This window comes from Pseudomonadota bacterium (assembly GCA_039196715.1).
Classification (GTDB): Bacteria; Pseudomonadota; Gammaproteobacteria; order CALCKW01; family CALCKW01; genus CALCKW01.
In genome coordinates this window covers 1-16780 of sequence record JBCCUP010000090.1, presented here as the reverse complement: position 1 = coordinate 16780, position 16780 = coordinate 1, and the positions used below count along the sequence as shown (strand labels likewise).

At 65.0% G+C, this 16780-nt stretch carries 13 protein-coding genes; 9 read left to right on the top strand and 4 right to left on the bottom strand.

Going from position 1 to position 16780, the window contains the following annotated elements; genetic code table 11:
• The first annotated feature begins 365 nt into the window (after window positions 1-365).
• Window positions 366-572: a cold shock domain-containing protein gene (locus tag AAGA11_20285; protein ID MEM9605213.1), complete on the top strand. Its 207-nt coding sequence runs from the start codon at window positions 366-368 to the stop codon at window positions 570-572.
• A gap of 512 nt (window positions 573-1084) precedes the next feature.
• On the opposite strand, the gene AAGA11_20280 is transcribed toward AAGA11_20285, so the two are convergent.
• Window positions 1085-1591, bottom strand: coding sequence for a GNAT family N-acetyltransferase (locus AAGA11_20280; GenBank protein MEM9605212.1), 507 nt, complete (start codon window positions 1589-1591; stop codon window positions 1085-1087).
• A gap of 165 nt (window positions 1592-1756) precedes the next feature.
• On the opposite strand from AAGA11_20280, the gene AAGA11_20275 reads away from it, so the two are divergent.
• The 4 genes from AAGA11_20275 (at window position 1757) to AAGA11_20260 (ending at window position 7112) form a co-directional block, all read left to right on the top strand.
• Window positions 1757-2665: a dihydrodipicolinate synthase family protein gene (locus AAGA11_20275; protein MEM9605211.1), complete on the top strand. Its 909-nt coding sequence runs from the start codon at window positions 1757-1759 to the stop codon at window positions 2663-2665.
• Window positions 2662-4152, top strand: coding sequence for an aldehyde dehydrogenase (locus AAGA11_20270; GenBank protein ID MEM9605210.1), 1491 nt, complete (start codon window positions 2662-2664; stop codon window positions 4150-4152). Before AAGA11_20275 ends, AAGA11_20270 begins: the two co-directional genes overlap by 4 nt.
• A complete protein-coding gene (locus AAGA11_20265; protein ID MEM9605209.1) occupies window positions 4149-5495 on the top strand; it encodes an FAD-binding oxidoreductase in 1347 nt (448 codons plus the stop codon). The genes AAGA11_20270 and AAGA11_20265 overlap by 4 nt, the downstream gene beginning before the upstream one ends.
• Window positions 5496-5618: 123 nt before the next feature.
• Window positions 5619-7112 (top strand): aldehyde dehydrogenase, encoded by a 1494-nt coding sequence (locus tag AAGA11_20260; GenBank protein MEM9605208.1) that lies wholly within the window; start codon window positions 5619-5621, stop codon window positions 7110-7112.
• Here the strand turns inward: AAGA11_20260 and AAGA11_20255 are convergent.
• Window positions 7109-8992, bottom strand: a complete 1884-nt coding sequence (locus tag AAGA11_20255; GenBank protein MEM9605207.1) for an FAD-dependent monooxygenase — start codon at window positions 8990-8992, stop codon at window positions 7109-7111. The genes AAGA11_20260 and AAGA11_20255 overlap by 4 nt on opposite strands.
• The gene (locus AAGA11_20250; GenBank protein MEM9605206.1) at window positions 8992-10008 is read right to left on the bottom strand and encodes a LacI family DNA-binding transcriptional regulator; all 1017 of its coding nucleotides are present in this window, start codon (window positions 10006-10008) and stop codon (window positions 8992-8994) included. Before AAGA11_20250 ends, AAGA11_20255 begins: the two co-directional genes overlap by 1 nt.
• 170 nt (window positions 10009-10178) lie before the next feature.
• On the opposite strand from AAGA11_20250, the gene AAGA11_20245 reads away from it, so the two are divergent.
• From AAGA11_20245 to AAGA11_20230, 4 genes are all read left to right on the top strand, one after another.
• A complete protein-coding gene (locus AAGA11_20245; GenBank protein MEM9605205.1) occupies window positions 10179-12629 on the top strand; it encodes a DUF1989 domain-containing protein in 2451 nt (816 codons plus the stop codon).
• 5 nt (window positions 12630-12634) lie between these two features.
• On the top strand, window positions 12635-13708 hold the full coding sequence (locus AAGA11_20240; protein MEM9605204.1) for a betaine/proline/choline family ABC transporter ATP-binding protein: 1074 nt from the start codon (window positions 12635-12637) through the stop codon (window positions 13706-13708).
• Window positions 13708-15285, top strand: a complete 1578-nt coding sequence (locus tag AAGA11_20235; GenBank protein MEM9605203.1) for a proline/glycine betaine ABC transporter permease — start codon at window positions 13708-13710, stop codon at window positions 15283-15285. Before AAGA11_20240 ends, AAGA11_20235 begins: the two co-directional genes overlap by 1 nt.
• Before the next feature lie 104 nt (window positions 15286-15389).
• Complete coding sequence (locus AAGA11_20230) at window positions 15390-16331, top strand: glycine betaine ABC transporter substrate-binding protein (protein ID MEM9605202.1); 942 nt, start codon at window positions 15390-15392, stop codon at window positions 16329-16331.
• A gap of 87 nt (window positions 16332-16418) precedes the next feature.
• Here AAGA11_20230 and AAGA11_20225 read toward each other — a convergent pair.
• The coding region (locus AAGA11_20225; GenBank protein MEM9605201.1) for an N-acetyltransferase at window positions 16419-16780 on the bottom strand (362 nt) is incomplete at its 5' end.

Below are 16780 nucleotides of genomic sequence, written 5' to 3'. Positions count from 1 at the left end.
GGTGCCGCGAGTGCCTTCAACGCCCTGAACTGACGGGCGGATAGCGGGTCCCTAACGCCGAGGCGACGCGTTTGCCTCGCCACCGCCGGATTTTCTGCACGCTGGCGGTGTGTGTGTCACACTTGTGCGGCAGTGTGCGTCTGGCCCCGGTCGGGCGCCGCTGACAGGCCCGGTCGTCTTTGACGCGCCGGGTATTTCAGTACGGTTGACGCGTGCCGCGGTCGGTTCAGCACCCCGCGGCACACAACCGGGCAACGCCGCGCGACTCCACTGGGGGGTGTGGCACCCGGGCAACCGACGTCTGTCTGCGTGATGGTGATAGCGCAGGCGGCCTTGTGTCCTTCACCTTTGGTATTGAGAACAGAATGAGTAAAGGAACGGTTAAGTGGTTCAACGCTGAGAAAGGGTACGGGTTCATTGCTCCCGAAGACGGCAGCAAGGACTTGTTTGTCCACCACTCTGAAATCCAGTCTGATGGTGGGTACCGCACGCTCGCGGACGGCCAAGCCGTGGAATTCGAAGTTGGCCAAGGCCAAAAAGGCCCCTGCGCCAACAACGTGCGCGCCCTCTGATCTGAGGCACGTTCGTGAAAAGGGCCACCTCTCGGGTGGCCTTTTTTTGTGCCGCGTTGGGCAGCAATAAATGGGGCTGTTGGTATTCGAACCGAAACACCCCGGCACTCTATTGTCGACTTGGCTACATTGGCCACAGGTCGCACGCCAAATGCGGCCTGTCCGACTCGCTGGGTTCAGCGACTGCGATGACACCATCACGCTGTTCGCAATCGGTTAACAGCGCTTCTGCACTCCATCGATTTGCTGTACGCCACCCCATGTCTTCTGGAATACGGACAGTGAACGTGCCGAGCAACGCGTCTTGCGCGTGCCGCGCTCGGCCCTCGACGCTTTCAAGTTATACCAAATCTGACCCCGGGCTGTTGTTGCTGACCGAGCCGGGTGTTTGGTCAAGAGGAGCGTGCGAACGGCAGTTTGGATCTACAGGAAGTGTTGCTCCTAAATTCTGATACACCGAATCTACCGCATGGAACTGGACTGGGTGGATCGCACCCCCTGAGCCACTCGCGTCAGGCGGGCGGCACTGGCCCGAGTTGCAATGACACCATGCGGCCTTCGCCGTAGACCTGCGTGCCGATCTCGTTGAACCCGAAGGCCTTGTGAAACGCCAACGATGAGGTGTTGGGTGGTTGCAGGTCGATCTCTGCTGCGAGCCAGGGCAAGTCGGTGGTGTGTGCAAAGGCCTGCACATCACGGTAGAACGCGCTGGCGATGCCCATCTTGCGAAAGCGTGCGTCCACAACGACGCGGTCGATGTAGAAAAACGCCTTCATCCGCTCGTTGAACCAGCGGTAGTTGACGCTCTCGTAGTCGGTGCCGTTGGCGAAACCCATCAGGAAACCGGCGAGGGTGTCGTCGACGGTGGCCACCTTGCAGTAGCAGGCTATCGCCGACAGCACGTTGAAGCGGTCGATGTCCATCGGGCTGAGGCGCGCTTCATCCATTCGGTTGAGTTGGCAAATGGCTTCGCGGTCGGCCGGCTCGGCATCGCGCAACGTGACTGCGTGGTCGCTCATGGTCGTGTGTCTGGTGGCTCACGCACCATGATACCCGGCCGAGGCGGGGCCGGTCGCGCACTTGTCTCTGCGCGGCGTTGCGGCCGGGCGGCGGGTCGCTCCCGGTGCGGGCGTCTCGCGGCCGCCTGCCGTACCATGCGCGGGTAAACCGAGGCGGACAGCACCATGCGATTCGAAGGCATCTACACACCGCTCGTCACCGCACACACCAGCGATCACCGCATTGACCACGCGCAGACGGCGGCGGTGATCGACTACCTGATCGACGCCGGTGTACACGGCATCATTGTCGCCGGCACCACGGGCGAGTACTACGCGCAGACGCTGCAGGAGCGTCTCGAGATGATGGCCTTCGTGCACGAGCGCATCGGCGGGCGGGTTCCCACCATCGTCGGTACCGGGGCAATCCGCACCGAGGACTCAATCGAACTCGCGGTGGCGGCGCGCGACCTTGGCGCCAACGCGCTGCTGGTTGCGACGCCGCCATACGCCTGCCCGACCGAACGTGAGAATGCGGTACACGCACTGGCAATCGATGCCGCTGCCAACCTGCCGATCATGCTCTACAACTACCCCGGACGGATGTCGTCGGAGATGGGCGAGGAGTACCTCGACCGGGTCGGCCGCAGCCCGAATTTCCGGGCGATCAAGGAGAGCTCGGGTGACATCAATCGCGTGCACACCCTTGCACGGGACTACCCACACATCGCGCTGTCGTGCGGCATGGACGATCAGGCGCTCGAGTTCTTCGCCTGGGGTGCACGCAGTTGGGTGTGCGCCGGCAGCAACTTCGCGCCGCACGCACACATCGCGCTGTACCGCGCGTGCGCGCAAGAGGGCAACTTCGACAAGGGCCGGCGCATCATGTCTGCCATGCTGCCGCTGATGCGCGTGCTTGAGCAGGGCGGGAAGTTCGTCCAGTGCATCAAGGAGGGGCTGAACCTCCGCGGTTTGCCGGTCGGCCCGCCACGCCGGCCGCTGATGCCGCTCAACAAGGACGAGAAGCGCGAACTCGCGGAAGTGGTTCGCGTGATGGACCGTGCCATTGACACCATCGAGGCTGAAAGCACATGACAAGCTTGACACACGAAGAGGCGCTGGCCATCGGCAAGGGCCTCAACCTGCCGCGCACGGCCTTCATCGATGGCGGGTTTCGCGCGGCCGCGGGCGGTGAGCAGTTCGCCACGCGCAACCCTGCGACCGGTGACACCCTGGCCGAGGTCAGTGCCTGTGGCGCCGAGGACGTCGACTTCGCCGTGGCCAAGGCGCGTGAAGCCTTCGAACACGGGCGGTGGTCTCGTCTCGCCCCTGCAGAGCGCAAAGCCGTGCTGATCCGGCTGGCCAAGCTGATCAAGCGCAATGCGCCGGAGCTCGCCGTGCTCGAGAGCCTCGATTCGGGCAAGCCAATCAGCGATTGCCTGGCGATCGATCTGCCGGAAACCATCAACACCCTGATCTGGCACGCCGAGTCGATCGACAAGCTCTACGACCAGAGCGCACCGGTCGGCGACGACGCGCTCGCGATCATCGCGCGTGAGCCGATCGGTGTGGTGGGTCTGGTGCTGCCGTGGAATTTCCCGCTGTTGATGCTCGCCTGGAAGATCGGGCCCGCGCTCGCGGCGGGCAACTCGGTGATCGTCAAGCCCGCCGAGCAGACGCCGCTGACCGCCTTGCGGGTCGCCGAACTGGCGCTCGCCGCCGGCGTGCCGCGCGGGGTGTTCAACGTGCTGCCGGGTGACGGCCCGGGCTGCGGTGAACCGCTCGGCTTGCACCCCGACGTCGACATGGTGTCGTTCACCGGGTCAACCGACACTGGCCGGCGCTTTCTGCGTTACGCGGCGGATTCCAACCTCAAGAAGATCACGCTCGAGTGTGGCGGCAAAAACCCCGCGATCGTGCTCGACGACGCCGAGGACCTCGACGCCGTGGCGGCCCACCTGTGCAACGCGGCGTTCTGGAACATGGGCGAGAACTGCTCGGCCAACTCGCGGTTGATCGTGCACGAAAAGATCAAGGACGCCGTGTTGGACAAACTGCTGGTGCACGCGCGCCAGTGGCGCACGGGCGACCCGCTGAACCCGAGCAACCACCTCGGCGCGCTGATCGACGATGCGCACGTGGCCAAGGTCACCGGCTGGCTCGGCGCAGGCGACGCCGTGCTCGGCGGCACGGCGGAGGGCCCGTTTGTCGCGCCGACGGTGTTCGACGGCGTGGCACCCGGTGATGCGCTGGCGCGCGAGGAGATTTTCGGTCCGATCCTGTCGGTGATCACCGTGGCCTCGGTCGAAGAGGCGGTTGCCGTCGCGAACGACACCGACTACGGCCTTGCTGCGTCGGTCTTCAGCGCCAACGGCAAGCGCGCGCTGCGCGCGGCACGCGCCATTCGGGCCGGCACGGTCACGGTGAACTGCTATGGCGAGGGCGACATCACGACGCCCTTCGGCGGCTACAAGCAATCGGGCTTTGGCGGCCGCGACAACTCCCTGCACGCGCACGACCAGTACACCGAACTCAAGACCCTGTGGGTTGACCTGACCGACACCAGCACCGAACGCCTGTGATCGCTGTCGCACGGCAGCCGGTCGACACCGGGGTCAATGGCTGGCAGGCGATCTTGCCCGATCGGCCGCCCCGGCCACCACTCACCGAGGCGATCACGGCAGACCTGCTGATCATCGGTGGGGGCTTCGCCGGCCTCGCGGCCCTGCGGCGATTCAACGAGTGCGCGCCGGAGGCGACCGTGGTGCTGCTCGAAGCCAGCACCATCGGCGCAGGACCGGCGGGCCGCAATTCGGGCTTCATGATCGACCTGCCCCACGACCTTGCCTCGGAGGACTACGGAGGGGCGGCGCAGCGTGACAGTCTGACGATCGCGCAGAATCGGCGGGCAATCGCCTTCGCATTGGCGCAACGCGATGCCCTCGGTATGCCGGGTGAAGCGGTTCAACCCGTCGGCAAGGTGAACGGCGCCGCGACTGCCGCTGGCGAACGGCACAATGCCGACTACGCCGCGCACCTCGCCTCGATTGGCGAACCGAGCGAATCACTCGATGCGGCAGCGATGCGGGCGTTGACCGGGTGCGACTACTACCGCAACGGGCTCTACACGCCGGGCACGGCGATGCTGCAACCGGCGCTCTACAACCGCCTGTTGGCCGACGGCGCCGTCGAGAGCGGCTCGGGCCGGTGCCGGGTGTTCGAGCACAGCGGCGTGCAGCAGCTCGAGCGTGTCGGCAACGATTGGTGTGCGCGCACGGAAGGAGGGCAGGTGACAGCGCCGACGGTGATTCTCGCGGTCAACGGACACGTGGCGAGTTTCGGTTTTTATCAACGCCAGTTGCTGCATGTCTTCACCTACGCGTCCATGACCCGTGAGCTCAGCGCGACCGAAGTGCGAGCGCTCGGTGGTGAGCCAACCTGGTCTCTGACGCCGTCGGATCCCATGGGCACCACCGTTCGGCGGGTCAACGGCGCAGGTGGCGCTCGCATTGTGGTGCGCAACCGCTTCACCTGCGACCCCTCGATGGCGGTGAGCGCGGCCCGCATTGAACGTGTGGGTCAGGTACACGAGCGCGCCTTCGCGGCGCGCTTCCCGTCACTTCGTGGGGTTGCGATGCAATTCCGCTGGGGTGGTCGTCTCTGCCTGTCGTGGAACGGGGTGTCGACCTTCTCGGAGCCTGAGCCAGGCTTGCATCTGGCGTGCTGTCAGAACGGATTGGGCGCCGCCCGAGGCACCGTGGCGGGCATCGCTGCCGCCGAACGCGCCGCTCGCGTGAATTCCGAGCTGGCAGAACAGTTGGAGGCCGAAGCGGCACCCAGGGTGTTGCCGCCGGAACCCTTTGCAGCGCTTGGGGCCAACGCCGTCATGCGCTGGAAGGAGTTCAGCGCCGGCCGTGAGGTGTGACGGCGGCGGCTTGTCGGTACGTCCGCTGGCTTCTGACGGCGAGAAGGCTTTGGTAGGGTGTCAGTCCGAGCATTCCTGTGCGCGGCACGCGCTGCGCTTCACCCCCGCAACCGAGGAGACACCATGACGCAACTGAGCCATTCGGATTGGACCGCCAGAGCGGCCTCGCTGCGCGTACGACACCAGGCGTTCATCGATGGGCAGTTCACCGATGCGGTGTCTGGCGAGTGTTTCGCGTGTGTGAACCCGGCGACAGGGGCGGTGCTGACCGAGGTCGCGGCGTGTGACACGGCCGATGTGGATCGAGCTGTCGCGGCCGCGCGGCGGGCCTTCGACGACGGACGGTGGTCGCAGCAAGCGCCAGCGGAGCGCAAGGCCGTGCTGTTGAAACTCGCCGAGCTGATTCGGGAGCACGTGGAAGAGTTGGCTCTGTTGGATTCACTCGACATGGGCAAGCTGGTGCAGGATGCGGTGACCATCGACGCGCCGGGTTCGGCGATGTTCTTCCAGTGGTATGCCGAAGCGATCGACAAGCTCTACGACGAGGTGGCACCGACCGGCCCGGGCGACCTCGCGCTGGTCACACGCGAACCGCTCGGGGTGGTGGGCGCCGTGGTGCCGTGGAATTTCCCGCTCGACATGGCCACCTGGAAGTGTGCCGCGGCACTCGCCGCCGGCAACTCGGTCGTGCTGAAGCCCGCCGAGCAATCACCGCTCTCGGCGTTGCGACTCGCCGAACTCGCGCAGGCCGCAGGCCTGCCGGACGGCGTGTTGAGCGTGGTACCGGGGTTCGGCCCGACCGCCGGCAAGGCACTCGGCCTGCATCGTGACGTGGATTGCCTCGCGTTCACGGGTTCAACCGAAGTTGGCAAGTACTTCCTGCAGTACGCCGGTCAGTCGAACATGAAGCAAGTCTGGTTGGAGACCGGCGGCAAGAGTCCGAATCTGGTGTTTGCCGACGCGGCCGATCTCGACACGGTGGCCGACATGGCGGCTTTCGGGATCTTCTTCAACCAGGGTGAAGTGTGCTCTGCAAACTCCCGTTTGCTGGTCGAGCGCAGTATCCAGGACGCCTTGGTGGAGAAGCTGATTGAACGCGCTCGCAACACGCAGCCGGGCGACCCGTTGAATCCGGCCTCGAAGATGGGTGCCATGGTCGACGGCAGTCAGACCGACCGGGTGATGCAGTTCATCGAGGCCGGAAAACGCACTGCCGCGCTGGTCGAGGGTGGCGAGCAAGTCAACGTCAATGGCAAGGGGTGTTTTGTGCAACCCACCATTTTCAATGATGTGTCCCACAGCGATCCTCTGGCCCGCGAGGAGATCTTCGGTCCGGTCTTGTCCGTCATCCCCTTCGACACCGAGGCCGAGGCCGTGCAACTGGCCAACGACTCGCCGTACGGTCTGGCGGCATCACTGTGGACCGACAATCTGCGACGCGCGCACCGGGTATCCGGACAACTGCGGGCCGGTACCGTGTCGGTCAACACCGTCGACGCCTTGAGCCCGATGACGCCGTTCGGTGGGTTCAAGCAGTCGGGGTTCGGCCGTGACCTGTCGCTGCACTCACTCGACAAGTACACCGCTCTCAAGACCACCTGGATCAAATACAGCTAGCTTGATGCTGTGCAGTCGCAGGGCTCGAGGGCGGAGAAAAACGCCTCGAGTGCGTCTGTGTCCGAGAGCGGTAACACACACGATACGTAGTGGTCGGGTCGGACCACGATCATGGCGCCACGCTCGCGATCAATGCCCCGTCGCGCATAGATGTCATGGCCTGCACGGTGGTCTGCACAGAACACCTTTTCGTAGTCGATCAGCCCGAGCGGCCCTTTTTCCGGCCGCAACAGCGGATGCATGGCTTGGATATCAAGCGTGCGGTGAGATTGCTGAAACACGGCGCGCACGTCGATCCGTGCGTCGACGTCTTGCGCCTGTGCCTGAAACCAGTGCGACAGGCACGATGACGTGAGGCTGTGGCACAGGGCTGCCATTTCACCACACTCGCCGCCGTCATCACTGGCGTTGGCGAAGGCGACGACACGCCAACGTCCATCGGCGCTGAATGCCTCGGCCAGTTGCATCGGCTTGGCGTCGGCCAGTCGCACCACCGGTGCAGAATGAAAGCGCTTCCCGACAACCAGACCGGCTGCAAGCGCCTGGTGCGCGGTGTCGGCGATGATGTCTGAGGGACCGTAGTGTGTTTCCACACCTGCGGTGTAGCGACCATGTTGTTGAAAGTACCGCTGGAACACCGCCGCGTCCTCGCCGGAGCGACCTCGTCGGCTGAAGAGTCTGGCCATCTCGCGATCGAAGTCGATCAGCTCCCTCGCCTTGGCTTGGCGCTCGGAGGTGTACGTGTCCAGAAGCGTCGGTGCGGCGTGGCCACGCACGACCGACGCGAGTTTCCAACCGAGGTTGAAGGCGTCTGCCATCGAGACGTTCATGCCCTGACCGGCTTTGGGGCTGTGAGTGTGGCAGGCGTCTCCGGCGATGAAGACACGGGGGTGTGTCTCACCGCGCGCCTCGGGCGCGATGTCATCAAAGCGCGGGCACACGCGTTGTCCGACTTCGTACGCCGAACACCAGACCACCGACTTCACCTCGAAGGTGAAGGGCGCCAGGATGGCGCGGGCCCGCGCTGCAAGATCCTCTGCGGTGACGTTCCGGTCTGCGGCGCGCTCGTCGGTCCCCAGTGTGTCCAGCTCGATGTAGAGTCGGACGAGGTAGCCGCCTTCACGTGGGATGATGAGCAGGCTGCCTGCCGATGCCGATTGCACGGCGCACTTGAGCCGAATGTCGGGAAAGTCCGTAACGGCCAGTACGTCCATGACGCCCCAGAGCTGGCGTGCTGACTCGCCTTCAAGCGCCAGTCCCAAGCCCTGCCGCACGGCGCTGCGCGCGCCGTCACAGCCCACCAGGTAGCGGCAGCTGACGTTCTCCCAGGTGCCAGCGGTGTCCCGAGACACGCGTGCGGTAATGGGGTAGCCGCGGGTGTCGTCGCGATGGAAACCGGCCAGGCGACTGCCGTATTCGGGTGTCAGTCGGTGTGGCGATTGCGCCATGCGTTCGAGCAGAAAATCGTGAATGCGGGCCTGGCTCAGGATGGTGTGAGGCTGGTGAGACAAGTCGTCTTCGACATCCTGTATGCGGTCGGCTCGAATGAGCGTGGTGCCGTCGGAGTCGGGTCGCCAGAAGCTGGTTTCATTGACCCAGTACGCTTCACGACGCACCTGCTCAGCGATGCCGAATGCCTCGAACATCTCCATTGATCGGCACGCGATACCGTCTGCCTGACCGAGCTGCAACGGCCCGGTCTTGCGTTCGAAAAGCCGTACTGTCACACCCCCCACGGCAACCAGTTGCGTCGCGAGTGTCAGGCCTGCAGGTCCACAACCGACGATGGCAACGTCACATGCCCCATCTGCCCTGCTGACCGGGTTGGGTTCGAAGACGTCCGGGTCACCTGGCCGGAATCCCGAGAGATGGAACTGCATCAGGGCCGGCGTCGTGTCGAGTCGCGTTCGACGATCTCGGCGTCGAAATACCGGTGGGTCAACGGGTCGCGGTGGTCGAGGTGGCGTACGATCGACGCGGCGGTGGCCTTGCCCATCTCGACCGTGGGCAACGACAGGCAGGTCAGGCGCGGGAAGCTGTGCGCGGTCCAGTCGAGGTTCTCGAAACCCATGATCGAGAGGGCGTCCGGCACGGCGATGCCGCGGCGCTGCGCCTCTTGCAGGAGGCCCAGCGCGTAGACATCGGCGAAACAGAGACACGCGTGCGGCAGCGTGTCGGTTTCGGCCCAGTGGGCGAGTTGGCGGGCCGCGCCGTCTGTGCCGATCGGCGCTTCGACCGCCTGCATCTCGACATCCGGGTGCAGCGCTATGGCAGCTTCGGCACCGCGCACGCGCTGGCGCATGCGGTCGTTGTGCGTCAGCGGGCCGTGGATGACGGCGATGCGTCGGTGGCCGAGGTGAATCAGGTGGTTCAGCGCGCGTTTTGCCAGCGCGTGGTTGTCGTAGCCGAAGGTGGCCACAGCGTTCTCGGGGGCGTAGACGCTCGTGTAGACGCACGGCACGCGCGCGGTCTGCATCAGTGGGATGAGGTCGGGATTGTGCTCGGCGCCCGAGACGATCACGGCCTCGGCACCGAGCTGCAGCACGTCGCTGCACCGGCGGACCTCGGTGTCGTAGTCGAAGCGGTGCGTTGCGATCACGAGGTTGTAGCCGGCGTAGGCGAGCTCATCTTCCAGCACGTTCATGAACATGGCGAAGATCGAATGCTCGAGCGTCGGGATCACCGCGGCGACGGTGCGCGTGCGGCGCGTCGCCAGCGCCTTGGCGGCTGCGTTGGGCCGGTAGTTGTGTTCGGACACCGCTTGCAGCACCCGGTTTCGGGTGTCCACAGACACCCGGGCACTGCCGTTCAGTACGCGTGACACGGTGGCTGTCGACACGCCCGCTTGACGCGCGATCTGGCGGATTCCGGCGGGTGATTCTGAGGGGTGGTCCATGGGCAGATTCGGCGTCTTCGCTTGACCAGTGTGGATCGACGCACAATAATGCCGCAACATGTAACCGGTTACATGGCTGATTTTCGCGTCGATTCAGACGGAAATCCTCACAGCAAATCGGTCCTAAGCCTTTGACCCGGATGCCAAATCCAGTCGATGCGGAGCCCGAGATGGCCTTGCCTCAAAACGTGCAGCAGACGTCCACCGTCACGGCCGCGCCGGCGGGATCGGTACCCGCGGGGAAGGTGCCACTCGACTTTCTCTACCGCCCCGGCGACGGCGGCTACGACTCGACCGCCCGCCGCTACCAGGGCCACGGCCCCCGGCCGCCGCTCGGTTCGGTGCGCCCCGAGCGGCCTGTCTGGCTCACGCTTGCCGAAGGCGACCTCCTGACGGTGATCAACCGCGACGGCGCGACCCGCGCCTGGTTGCTCGCGTTTGCCGCGCACGGCGGCACCGAGCCGGCACTGCTCGGCCTCGACGGCAACCCGAGCGTGCCCGTTGACCTCGAGCGGCGGGGTTTCGAGGACGTGTGTCAGTGGTACCGCGGGCGCGGCGGCTCCACCCGCGATACCGCATTGCACGGTGTCGAGGTGTTCGACAACGCCACCCCGGCCGGTGAGCGCTTCACGGTGCGCGCCCGTGGCGCGGTCGATCTCTGGGTGCTCAGCGACCCGGCGTCGACCCGCGACCACATCCGCCTGTTCGACGGCGGCATGGGCGGCGCGCTCGCCTACGAGCTCGTGCGCGCGGCGCGCGGCGAACTGATCCTGCCGCAGCCGCTCGGCGATGTGCGCGAGGAATTCACCGTGCCGGCCGGCACGGCGCGGGCCTACCTGCTCGAGGCGGGGGAGACGGTGCAGGTCATCGATGTCGCCGGCCAACAGTGCTCGGACTTCATGGCGATGAACGCGCGCTCGCTGCACGAGGGCTACGAGCGGTTCATCGATTCCACGGCCACCCGCTCGATGGTGCGCGGTGCCTACCCGTCACCGGGCCTGTTCAACAAGTTTTACGACCAGGACCTGCGGCCACTGCTGCGGCTCAGGCAGGACACGGTCGGTCGGCACGACACCTTCGCGCTGGCGTGCACGGCCCGCGGTTACGAGGAGCGCGGGTTTTTCGGCCACCTGAACTGCTCGGACAACATCAGCCACGTCTACGCACCGCACGGCATCGCCGTGCGCCGGGCCTGGCCGGCCATCAACTTCTTCTTCAATTCCTGGATAGACCACCGGGACAACCTCATTCAGGCGGACGAAGCCTGGTCGCGCGCGGGCGACTACGTCGCACTGGAGGCGATGACCGACCTCGTGGCGGTGTCCACGGCGTGCCCGGACGACGTCGACCCGATCAACGGCTGGAACCCGACCGATGTCCATGTGCGGATCTACAAGAAGAAAACACCGATCCGGCACGCGGTGGCCTACCGCAGCGAACCCGATTCGGAGGCGATCTTGACCGAGCACTCTGCCTTTCACCCGCGCACTAAGGCGCTGACGCGGCAGTTCGTCGTCGCCCGTGACCAGTGGCTGCCGCAGCACTTCGAGGCCACCCGGGCTGTCGAAGAGTACCAGGCTTGTCGTAATGCCGTGACCGTGCAGGACATGTCGTCCTTGCGCAAATTCGATGTGCTCGGGCCGGATGCCGAGGCGCTGCTGCAACTGGCACTCACCCGCGACATGCGCAAGCTCAGTGTGCACCGCGGTGTGTACGCGCTGATGTGCGACGACACCGGCTCGGTGATCGACGACGGCACGCTGTTTCGCCTCGCACCGGATGCGTTTCGCTGGTGCTGTGGTTCGGACGACAGCGGCTTGCAGCTCAAGCAGCTCGCCGAGTCGAACGGGCTCAATGTGTGGGTCAAGGCGCTCTATTCGGCCATGCCGAACCTCGCGGTGCAGGGCCCCAAGAGCCGCGAGCTCATGCGGCGGATTGCGTATACGCAGCCGACCGCGACCTCGGTCGACAACCTCAAGTGGTTCGGCTCGACGGTCGCGCGCCTGTTCGACCGTGACGGCGAGCCCTTCCAGCTCACCCGCACCGGTTTTACCGGCGAGCTCGGTTACGAGATTTTCTGCCACGCCGATTCGGCGCTGGCGATCTGGGACGCGTTGATCGACGCCGGTGCGGACCTCGGCATCACCCCGATGGGGCTCGACGCGCTCGACACCATCCGCATCGAGGCCGGTCTGATGGCCGCCGGCGCGGAGTTCGGCCCCGATGTCGACGTCTTCGAGTCAGGCCTCGGCTTTGCTGTCGACCTCGCCAAGGCCGATTTCATCGGACGGGCGGCGCTCGAGCGCAACCAGGCGGCACAGCGGCGCGTGTTGCGCGGCCTCCGGTTCGACGGACACGAAGCGCCGGTGCACGGCGACCCGGTGATGATCGGCCGGCGGCAGGTCGGCGTGATCACCAGCGCAACCGTGTCCCCGGCGCTCGACTGCGCGATTGCGATGGCACGTATCGCGGTGGAGCACGCCGAGCTGGGCGCTTCCGTGGAGGTTGGCAAACTCGACGGCCACAGCAAGCGCCTCGCTGCCCGGTGCTGTGAGATTCCCTTTGTAGACCCGACGCGAAGCCGTGCGCGTGCACCCATAGGAGACCCAGTCAGCCCATGAGCAGTATGCCCGATACAGCAACGGACCCTGCGGGTGACGCAGTGGTTCAGGTGCGCGACGTTTGGAAGATCTTTGGTGATCAAGCCGACGACGCGCTCAAGGCCATCAAGCAGAACGACCTCAGCAAAGCCGAGGTGCTCGAGCAGTTCGGTGCGGTGGTCGGCGTGCGCGAGGTGTCGTTCGATGTGCACGAGAGCGAGGTGTTTTGCATCATGGGCCTCTCGGGTTCCGGCAAGTCGACCCTCGTTCGTCACATCAACCGACTGATCGAGCCCACCCACGGGGAGATCCGCGTGGGCGGCGTCGACGTCGGCAGCCTCAACGCCAGCGAGCTGCGCGAACTCCGCGCCGACCGCATCGGCATGGTGTTTCAGAACATGGCGCTGCTGCCGCACCGCACCGTGCGCGACAACATCGCCTTCGCGCTGGAGCTGCGCAACGTGGATGCGTTCACCCGCATGCAGCTTGCCGACAAGGTGATCGAAACCGTGAGCCTGCAGGGCTACGGCGACCGTATGCCTTCGGAGCTCTCCGGTGGCATGCAGCAGCGGGTTGGTCTCGCGCGCGCCCTGGCAGCCGACCCCGAAATCTTGCTGATGGACGAGCCCTTCTCAGCGCTCGATCCGCTGATCCGTCGCGGCCTGCAGGACGAATTCCTCGAGCTCTCCAAGGTGATGGGCAAGACCACGCTCTTCATCACACACGACCTCGACGAGGCGATCCGGATGGGCTCGCGCATCGCAATCATGAAGGACGGTGTCATCGTGCAGATCGGCACACCGGAAGAGATCGTGACCCAGCCTGCGGACGACTACGTCGCGGACTTTGTCCAGGGCATTTCGCGGCTCAAGCTGGTCTTTGCCCACACCGTCATGATGGACCCCGAGGCCTACGTCCAGGGGGGCGGCAGTCTGGAAGGCAGCGAGAACTGGCCGTCGGCTTCGACCGAAGCGGACCTCGACTCGTTGATTGGACTGGCGGTCAACCGGGACACGCCCGTCGGCATTGTCGACGACGGCAAGATGGTCGGCCTTGTGACCAAAGACGTGCTACTGCGCAGCGTTCAGGGGGAAAACTGATGCAAACACCATCCGATAACGGCAACACGCAAGACGCACAATCCGAGATCACTGTCGCCTTCGGCGAGTTCGCCGAGCAGAAGAAAGACTATTACGCGCGGACCTTCCTCAAGATCCAGCAGGCCAAACTGCCGTTCTGGCACCTGAACATTGCCGCCATGCTTGGCAGCTTCGTCTGGGCGGCGTTGCGCGGAAACTGGTTGCTGTTCTGGGTGGCCTTCGCCGCGGACATGATGGCGGCGACCAACTTCGGGCTGGTCTACCGCTACTCGGTCGCCAAGGCCGCCGCCATCGAGGCCGACAAGGCCTTTCTGGTCGAGCGCTTCACCAACTGGACGGGCTTGCATTTGCTTGCGGCGGTGTTGCTGCTGATCGTTGGCCGGCTGGTGGTGGGCTGGATGGCCGACCGCGTCTACTACCGCCAATACAGCGCGTGGCGAATCGATTCCTCGGTCAACTCCGGTACGGATTCAAAGCGCTGGTTGGTCGCCGGCCTGATCGTGCTGCTTGTTGCGCCGCTCACCCTGTACCGCTCGACCCAGGACGCGCCGGATCGCCGCGATTGTGTGAAACACGCGAGGGCGGTGCAGGACGGCAAGGACGTGACCTTCAAGGCGAGCTTCGACTGCCTGACCTTGTCGGAGGTGCCGACGGTGATGTGGCTCAAACGCCCGCCGCAGTACTCCTACCCGCGCAACGACGACGGCACCCGGAGCATCGTGGTCGAGGAGAGCCGGGCCAAACGGCCTGTCACCTTGAACGTCTGGTTGTCGGAGGTCATCGATCAGAATATCGATTACGCCAAGGCATTTTACGGCTACGTCTTCGACGAGATCACCCGGTGGCTGCGGACGCTCTTGAACGCGATTGAAGCCGTGTTCGTCGGCACACCCTGGCCAGTGACGGCGGGGCTGTTTCTGTTGATTGCGTATCACTTTGCCGGGACCAAGGTGGCTGTGTTCACCGCGAGCACGATGGTGTACCTCGGCGTGTTCGGCTTTTGGCAAACCGCCATGAGCACGGTGTCGATCGTGGTGGCCTCCACGATCATCTGCGTCGTTGTGGGCTTGCCACTCGGGGTGTGGGTCGGAAAGTCGAAACTCGGGTCGGCCATCGTCACGCCCATCCTCGACGTGATGCAGACCATCCCGTCGTTTGTCTACCTGTTGCCAGCGGTCGCCTTTTTCTCGATCGGAAAGCCACCGGGGATCCTCGCGACCGTCATCTTTGCGATGCCACCGATGGTGCGTCTGACAGCGCTCGGCATCAAACAGGTGCCCGAATCCACCAAGGAGGCCGCGCTGGCCTTCGGCGCCAGCCCGCGGCAACTGCTCACGCGGGTCGAGCTGCCACTGGCGACGCCGGCCATCATGGCCGGGGTCAACCAGGTGGTGATGATGAGCCTCTCGATGGCCGTCGTCGCGGCGCTCATCGGAGCGGGCGGTTTGGGTTTTATCGTGGTCGACGCACTCGGTCAGAGCGAAGTCGGTCGCGGCATTCTCGCGGGCGTTGCCATTGCGCTGATCGCCATGGCCATCGACCGCATCGTTCAACGTGCCAATCAACCGCGGGAGTGATGCTGCGGGTCTGGCACGGAGAGGGTGGGTAACCACCACACCACACTGCGACACGGCCAACCGGGTTGAATGTGTCGGAGATCGTTAACCAAGAGGAAATGACTATGAAGAAGACGCTACTTGCCGCTGCGGTACTGGCGACCGTGGGCACAGCGCAGGCGACGGAAAAAGTCGCCATCTCGGATCTCAGCTGGGCGGGCGCAAAAGCGATTGGCCACGTCATCGCAGCCGTGATCAACGGACCGATGGGCTCTGAAGCCGAGATCGTCGAAGGCTTGTCGGATGGCAACCTGGTTGCCGAGGGCATGGACAAGGGCGACGGTTCGGCCGACGTGTACACCGACCTCTGGATGCCGAACCGTGCGGTCATCTGGGACAAGTACGTCGACGGCGCGCAAACCGTTGCGGTCAACAAGCCCTACCAGGGCACCCAGATGATGTACGTCCCGGCCTACATGGCCGACACCGTGTCGTCGTTCGAAGACCTCGCCAAGCCCGAAGTGGCCGCGATGTTTGACAAGGACGGCAACGGCAAGGGCGAGTACTGGGCGGGTGCGGCTGACTGGGCTTCGAGCAAGATGTGGCAGGTGAAGTTCAAGAGCTACGGCCTGAGCGAGCTGTGGGAGCCGATTCTGGTGCCGCAGGCGACCTTCCTCGGCCAGCTCAAGGGCACCATCGCGGCCCAGGACCCCGTGCTGTTCTACTACTGGACTCCGGAGGCGGTGCACGCTCAGTACGATCTGAACCCGTTGGCGGAAGCCGGTCGCACAGAGAACTGCGAAGACCTGAAGCTGGACCAGGAAGACTGGCTCGAAGCGTCGACCTTCAGCTGTGAGAACAAGGACGCCACCATCTACATCGCGTACTCACGGTCGCTCGAAGAGCGCAACCCGCCGGTTGCCAAGATGCTGTCACAGGTCCAACTCGACCCCGACACCATCAACGGCTGGATCCTCTCCATCAAGGAAGACGGCGAAGACCCGGCTGACGTGGCCGAGTCCTGGATCGAAGAGAACGCTGACATCGTGAACAGCTGGATCAACTGATCCCGATCGTCCGACGGACGGAAAGCCGGGCACACGCCCGGCTTTTTTTGTGCCTCGGTGTGCTGCGGTGCATGTGCGAGGCGCGCGTCACCAGAGCTCAGGCGCGTTGAGGGCATCGGCGCAGCGCAGTGTGCCGCTGAGCTCGGCGAACGGCGTGCCAGTGAGCGAGCGCACCTGCCAGGCTTTGGGGTATGGCAGCGGGTAGGGCGCCGCGACGCCGTGCTCGGCCGAGAACCCGAAGCGGCCGTAGTAGCGCGGGTCACCGAGAACGAACACCAGGTCGACACCGTCATCGGCCAGCGCGCCGAGGCCGTGCTCGACCAGTGCGCTGCCGATGCCGGTCTTGTGGCGCTCGGGCGCGACGGCAAGCGGGCAGAGGATGGCGGCGCGCCGTGTGGGGTGTGGCTCGACGCGAACGGCCGTGAACAGCACGTGGCCGAGCACGGTGC

Excerpts from the sequence above, each read along its gene's own strand:
- AAGA11_20285 (MEM9605213.1), top strand. The coding sequence starts at position 366 with ATGAGTAAAGGAACGGTTAAGTGGTTCAACGCTGAGAAAGGGTACGGG.
- AAGA11_20280 (MEM9605212.1), bottom strand. The coding sequence starts at position 1,591 with ATGAGCGACCACGCAGTCACGTTGCGCGATGCCGAGCCGGCCGACCGC.
- AAGA11_20275 (MEM9605211.1), top strand. The coding sequence starts at position 1,757 with ATGCGATTCGAAGGCATCTACACACCGCTCGTCACCGCACACACCAGC.
- AAGA11_20270 (MEM9605210.1), top strand. The coding sequence starts at position 2,662 with ATGACAAGCTTGACACACGAAGAGGCGCTGGCCATCGGCAAGGGCCTC.
- AAGA11_20260 (MEM9605208.1), top strand. The coding sequence starts at position 5,619 with ATGACGCAACTGAGCCATTCGGATTGGACCGCCAGAGCGGCCTCGCTG.
- AAGA11_20255 (MEM9605207.1), bottom strand. The coding sequence starts at position 8,992 with ATGCAGTTCCATCTCTCGGGATTCCGGCCAGGTGACCCGGACGTCTTC.
- AAGA11_20250 (MEM9605206.1), bottom strand. The coding sequence starts at position 10,008 with ATGGACCACCCCTCAGAATCACCCGCCGGAATCCGCCAGATCGCGCGT.
- AAGA11_20245 (MEM9605205.1), top strand. The coding sequence starts at position 10,179 with ATGGCCTTGCCTCAAAACGTGCAGCAGACGTCCACCGTCACGGCCGCG.
- AAGA11_20240 (MEM9605204.1), top strand. The coding sequence starts at position 12,635 with ATGCCCGATACAGCAACGGACCCTGCGGGTGACGCAGTGGTTCAGGTG.
- AAGA11_20235 (MEM9605203.1), top strand. The coding sequence starts at position 13,708 with ATGCAAACACCATCCGATAACGGCAACACGCAAGACGCACAATCCGAG.
- AAGA11_20230 (MEM9605202.1), top strand. The coding sequence starts at position 15,390 with ATGAAGAAGACGCTACTTGCCGCTGCGGTACTGGCGACCGTGGGCACA.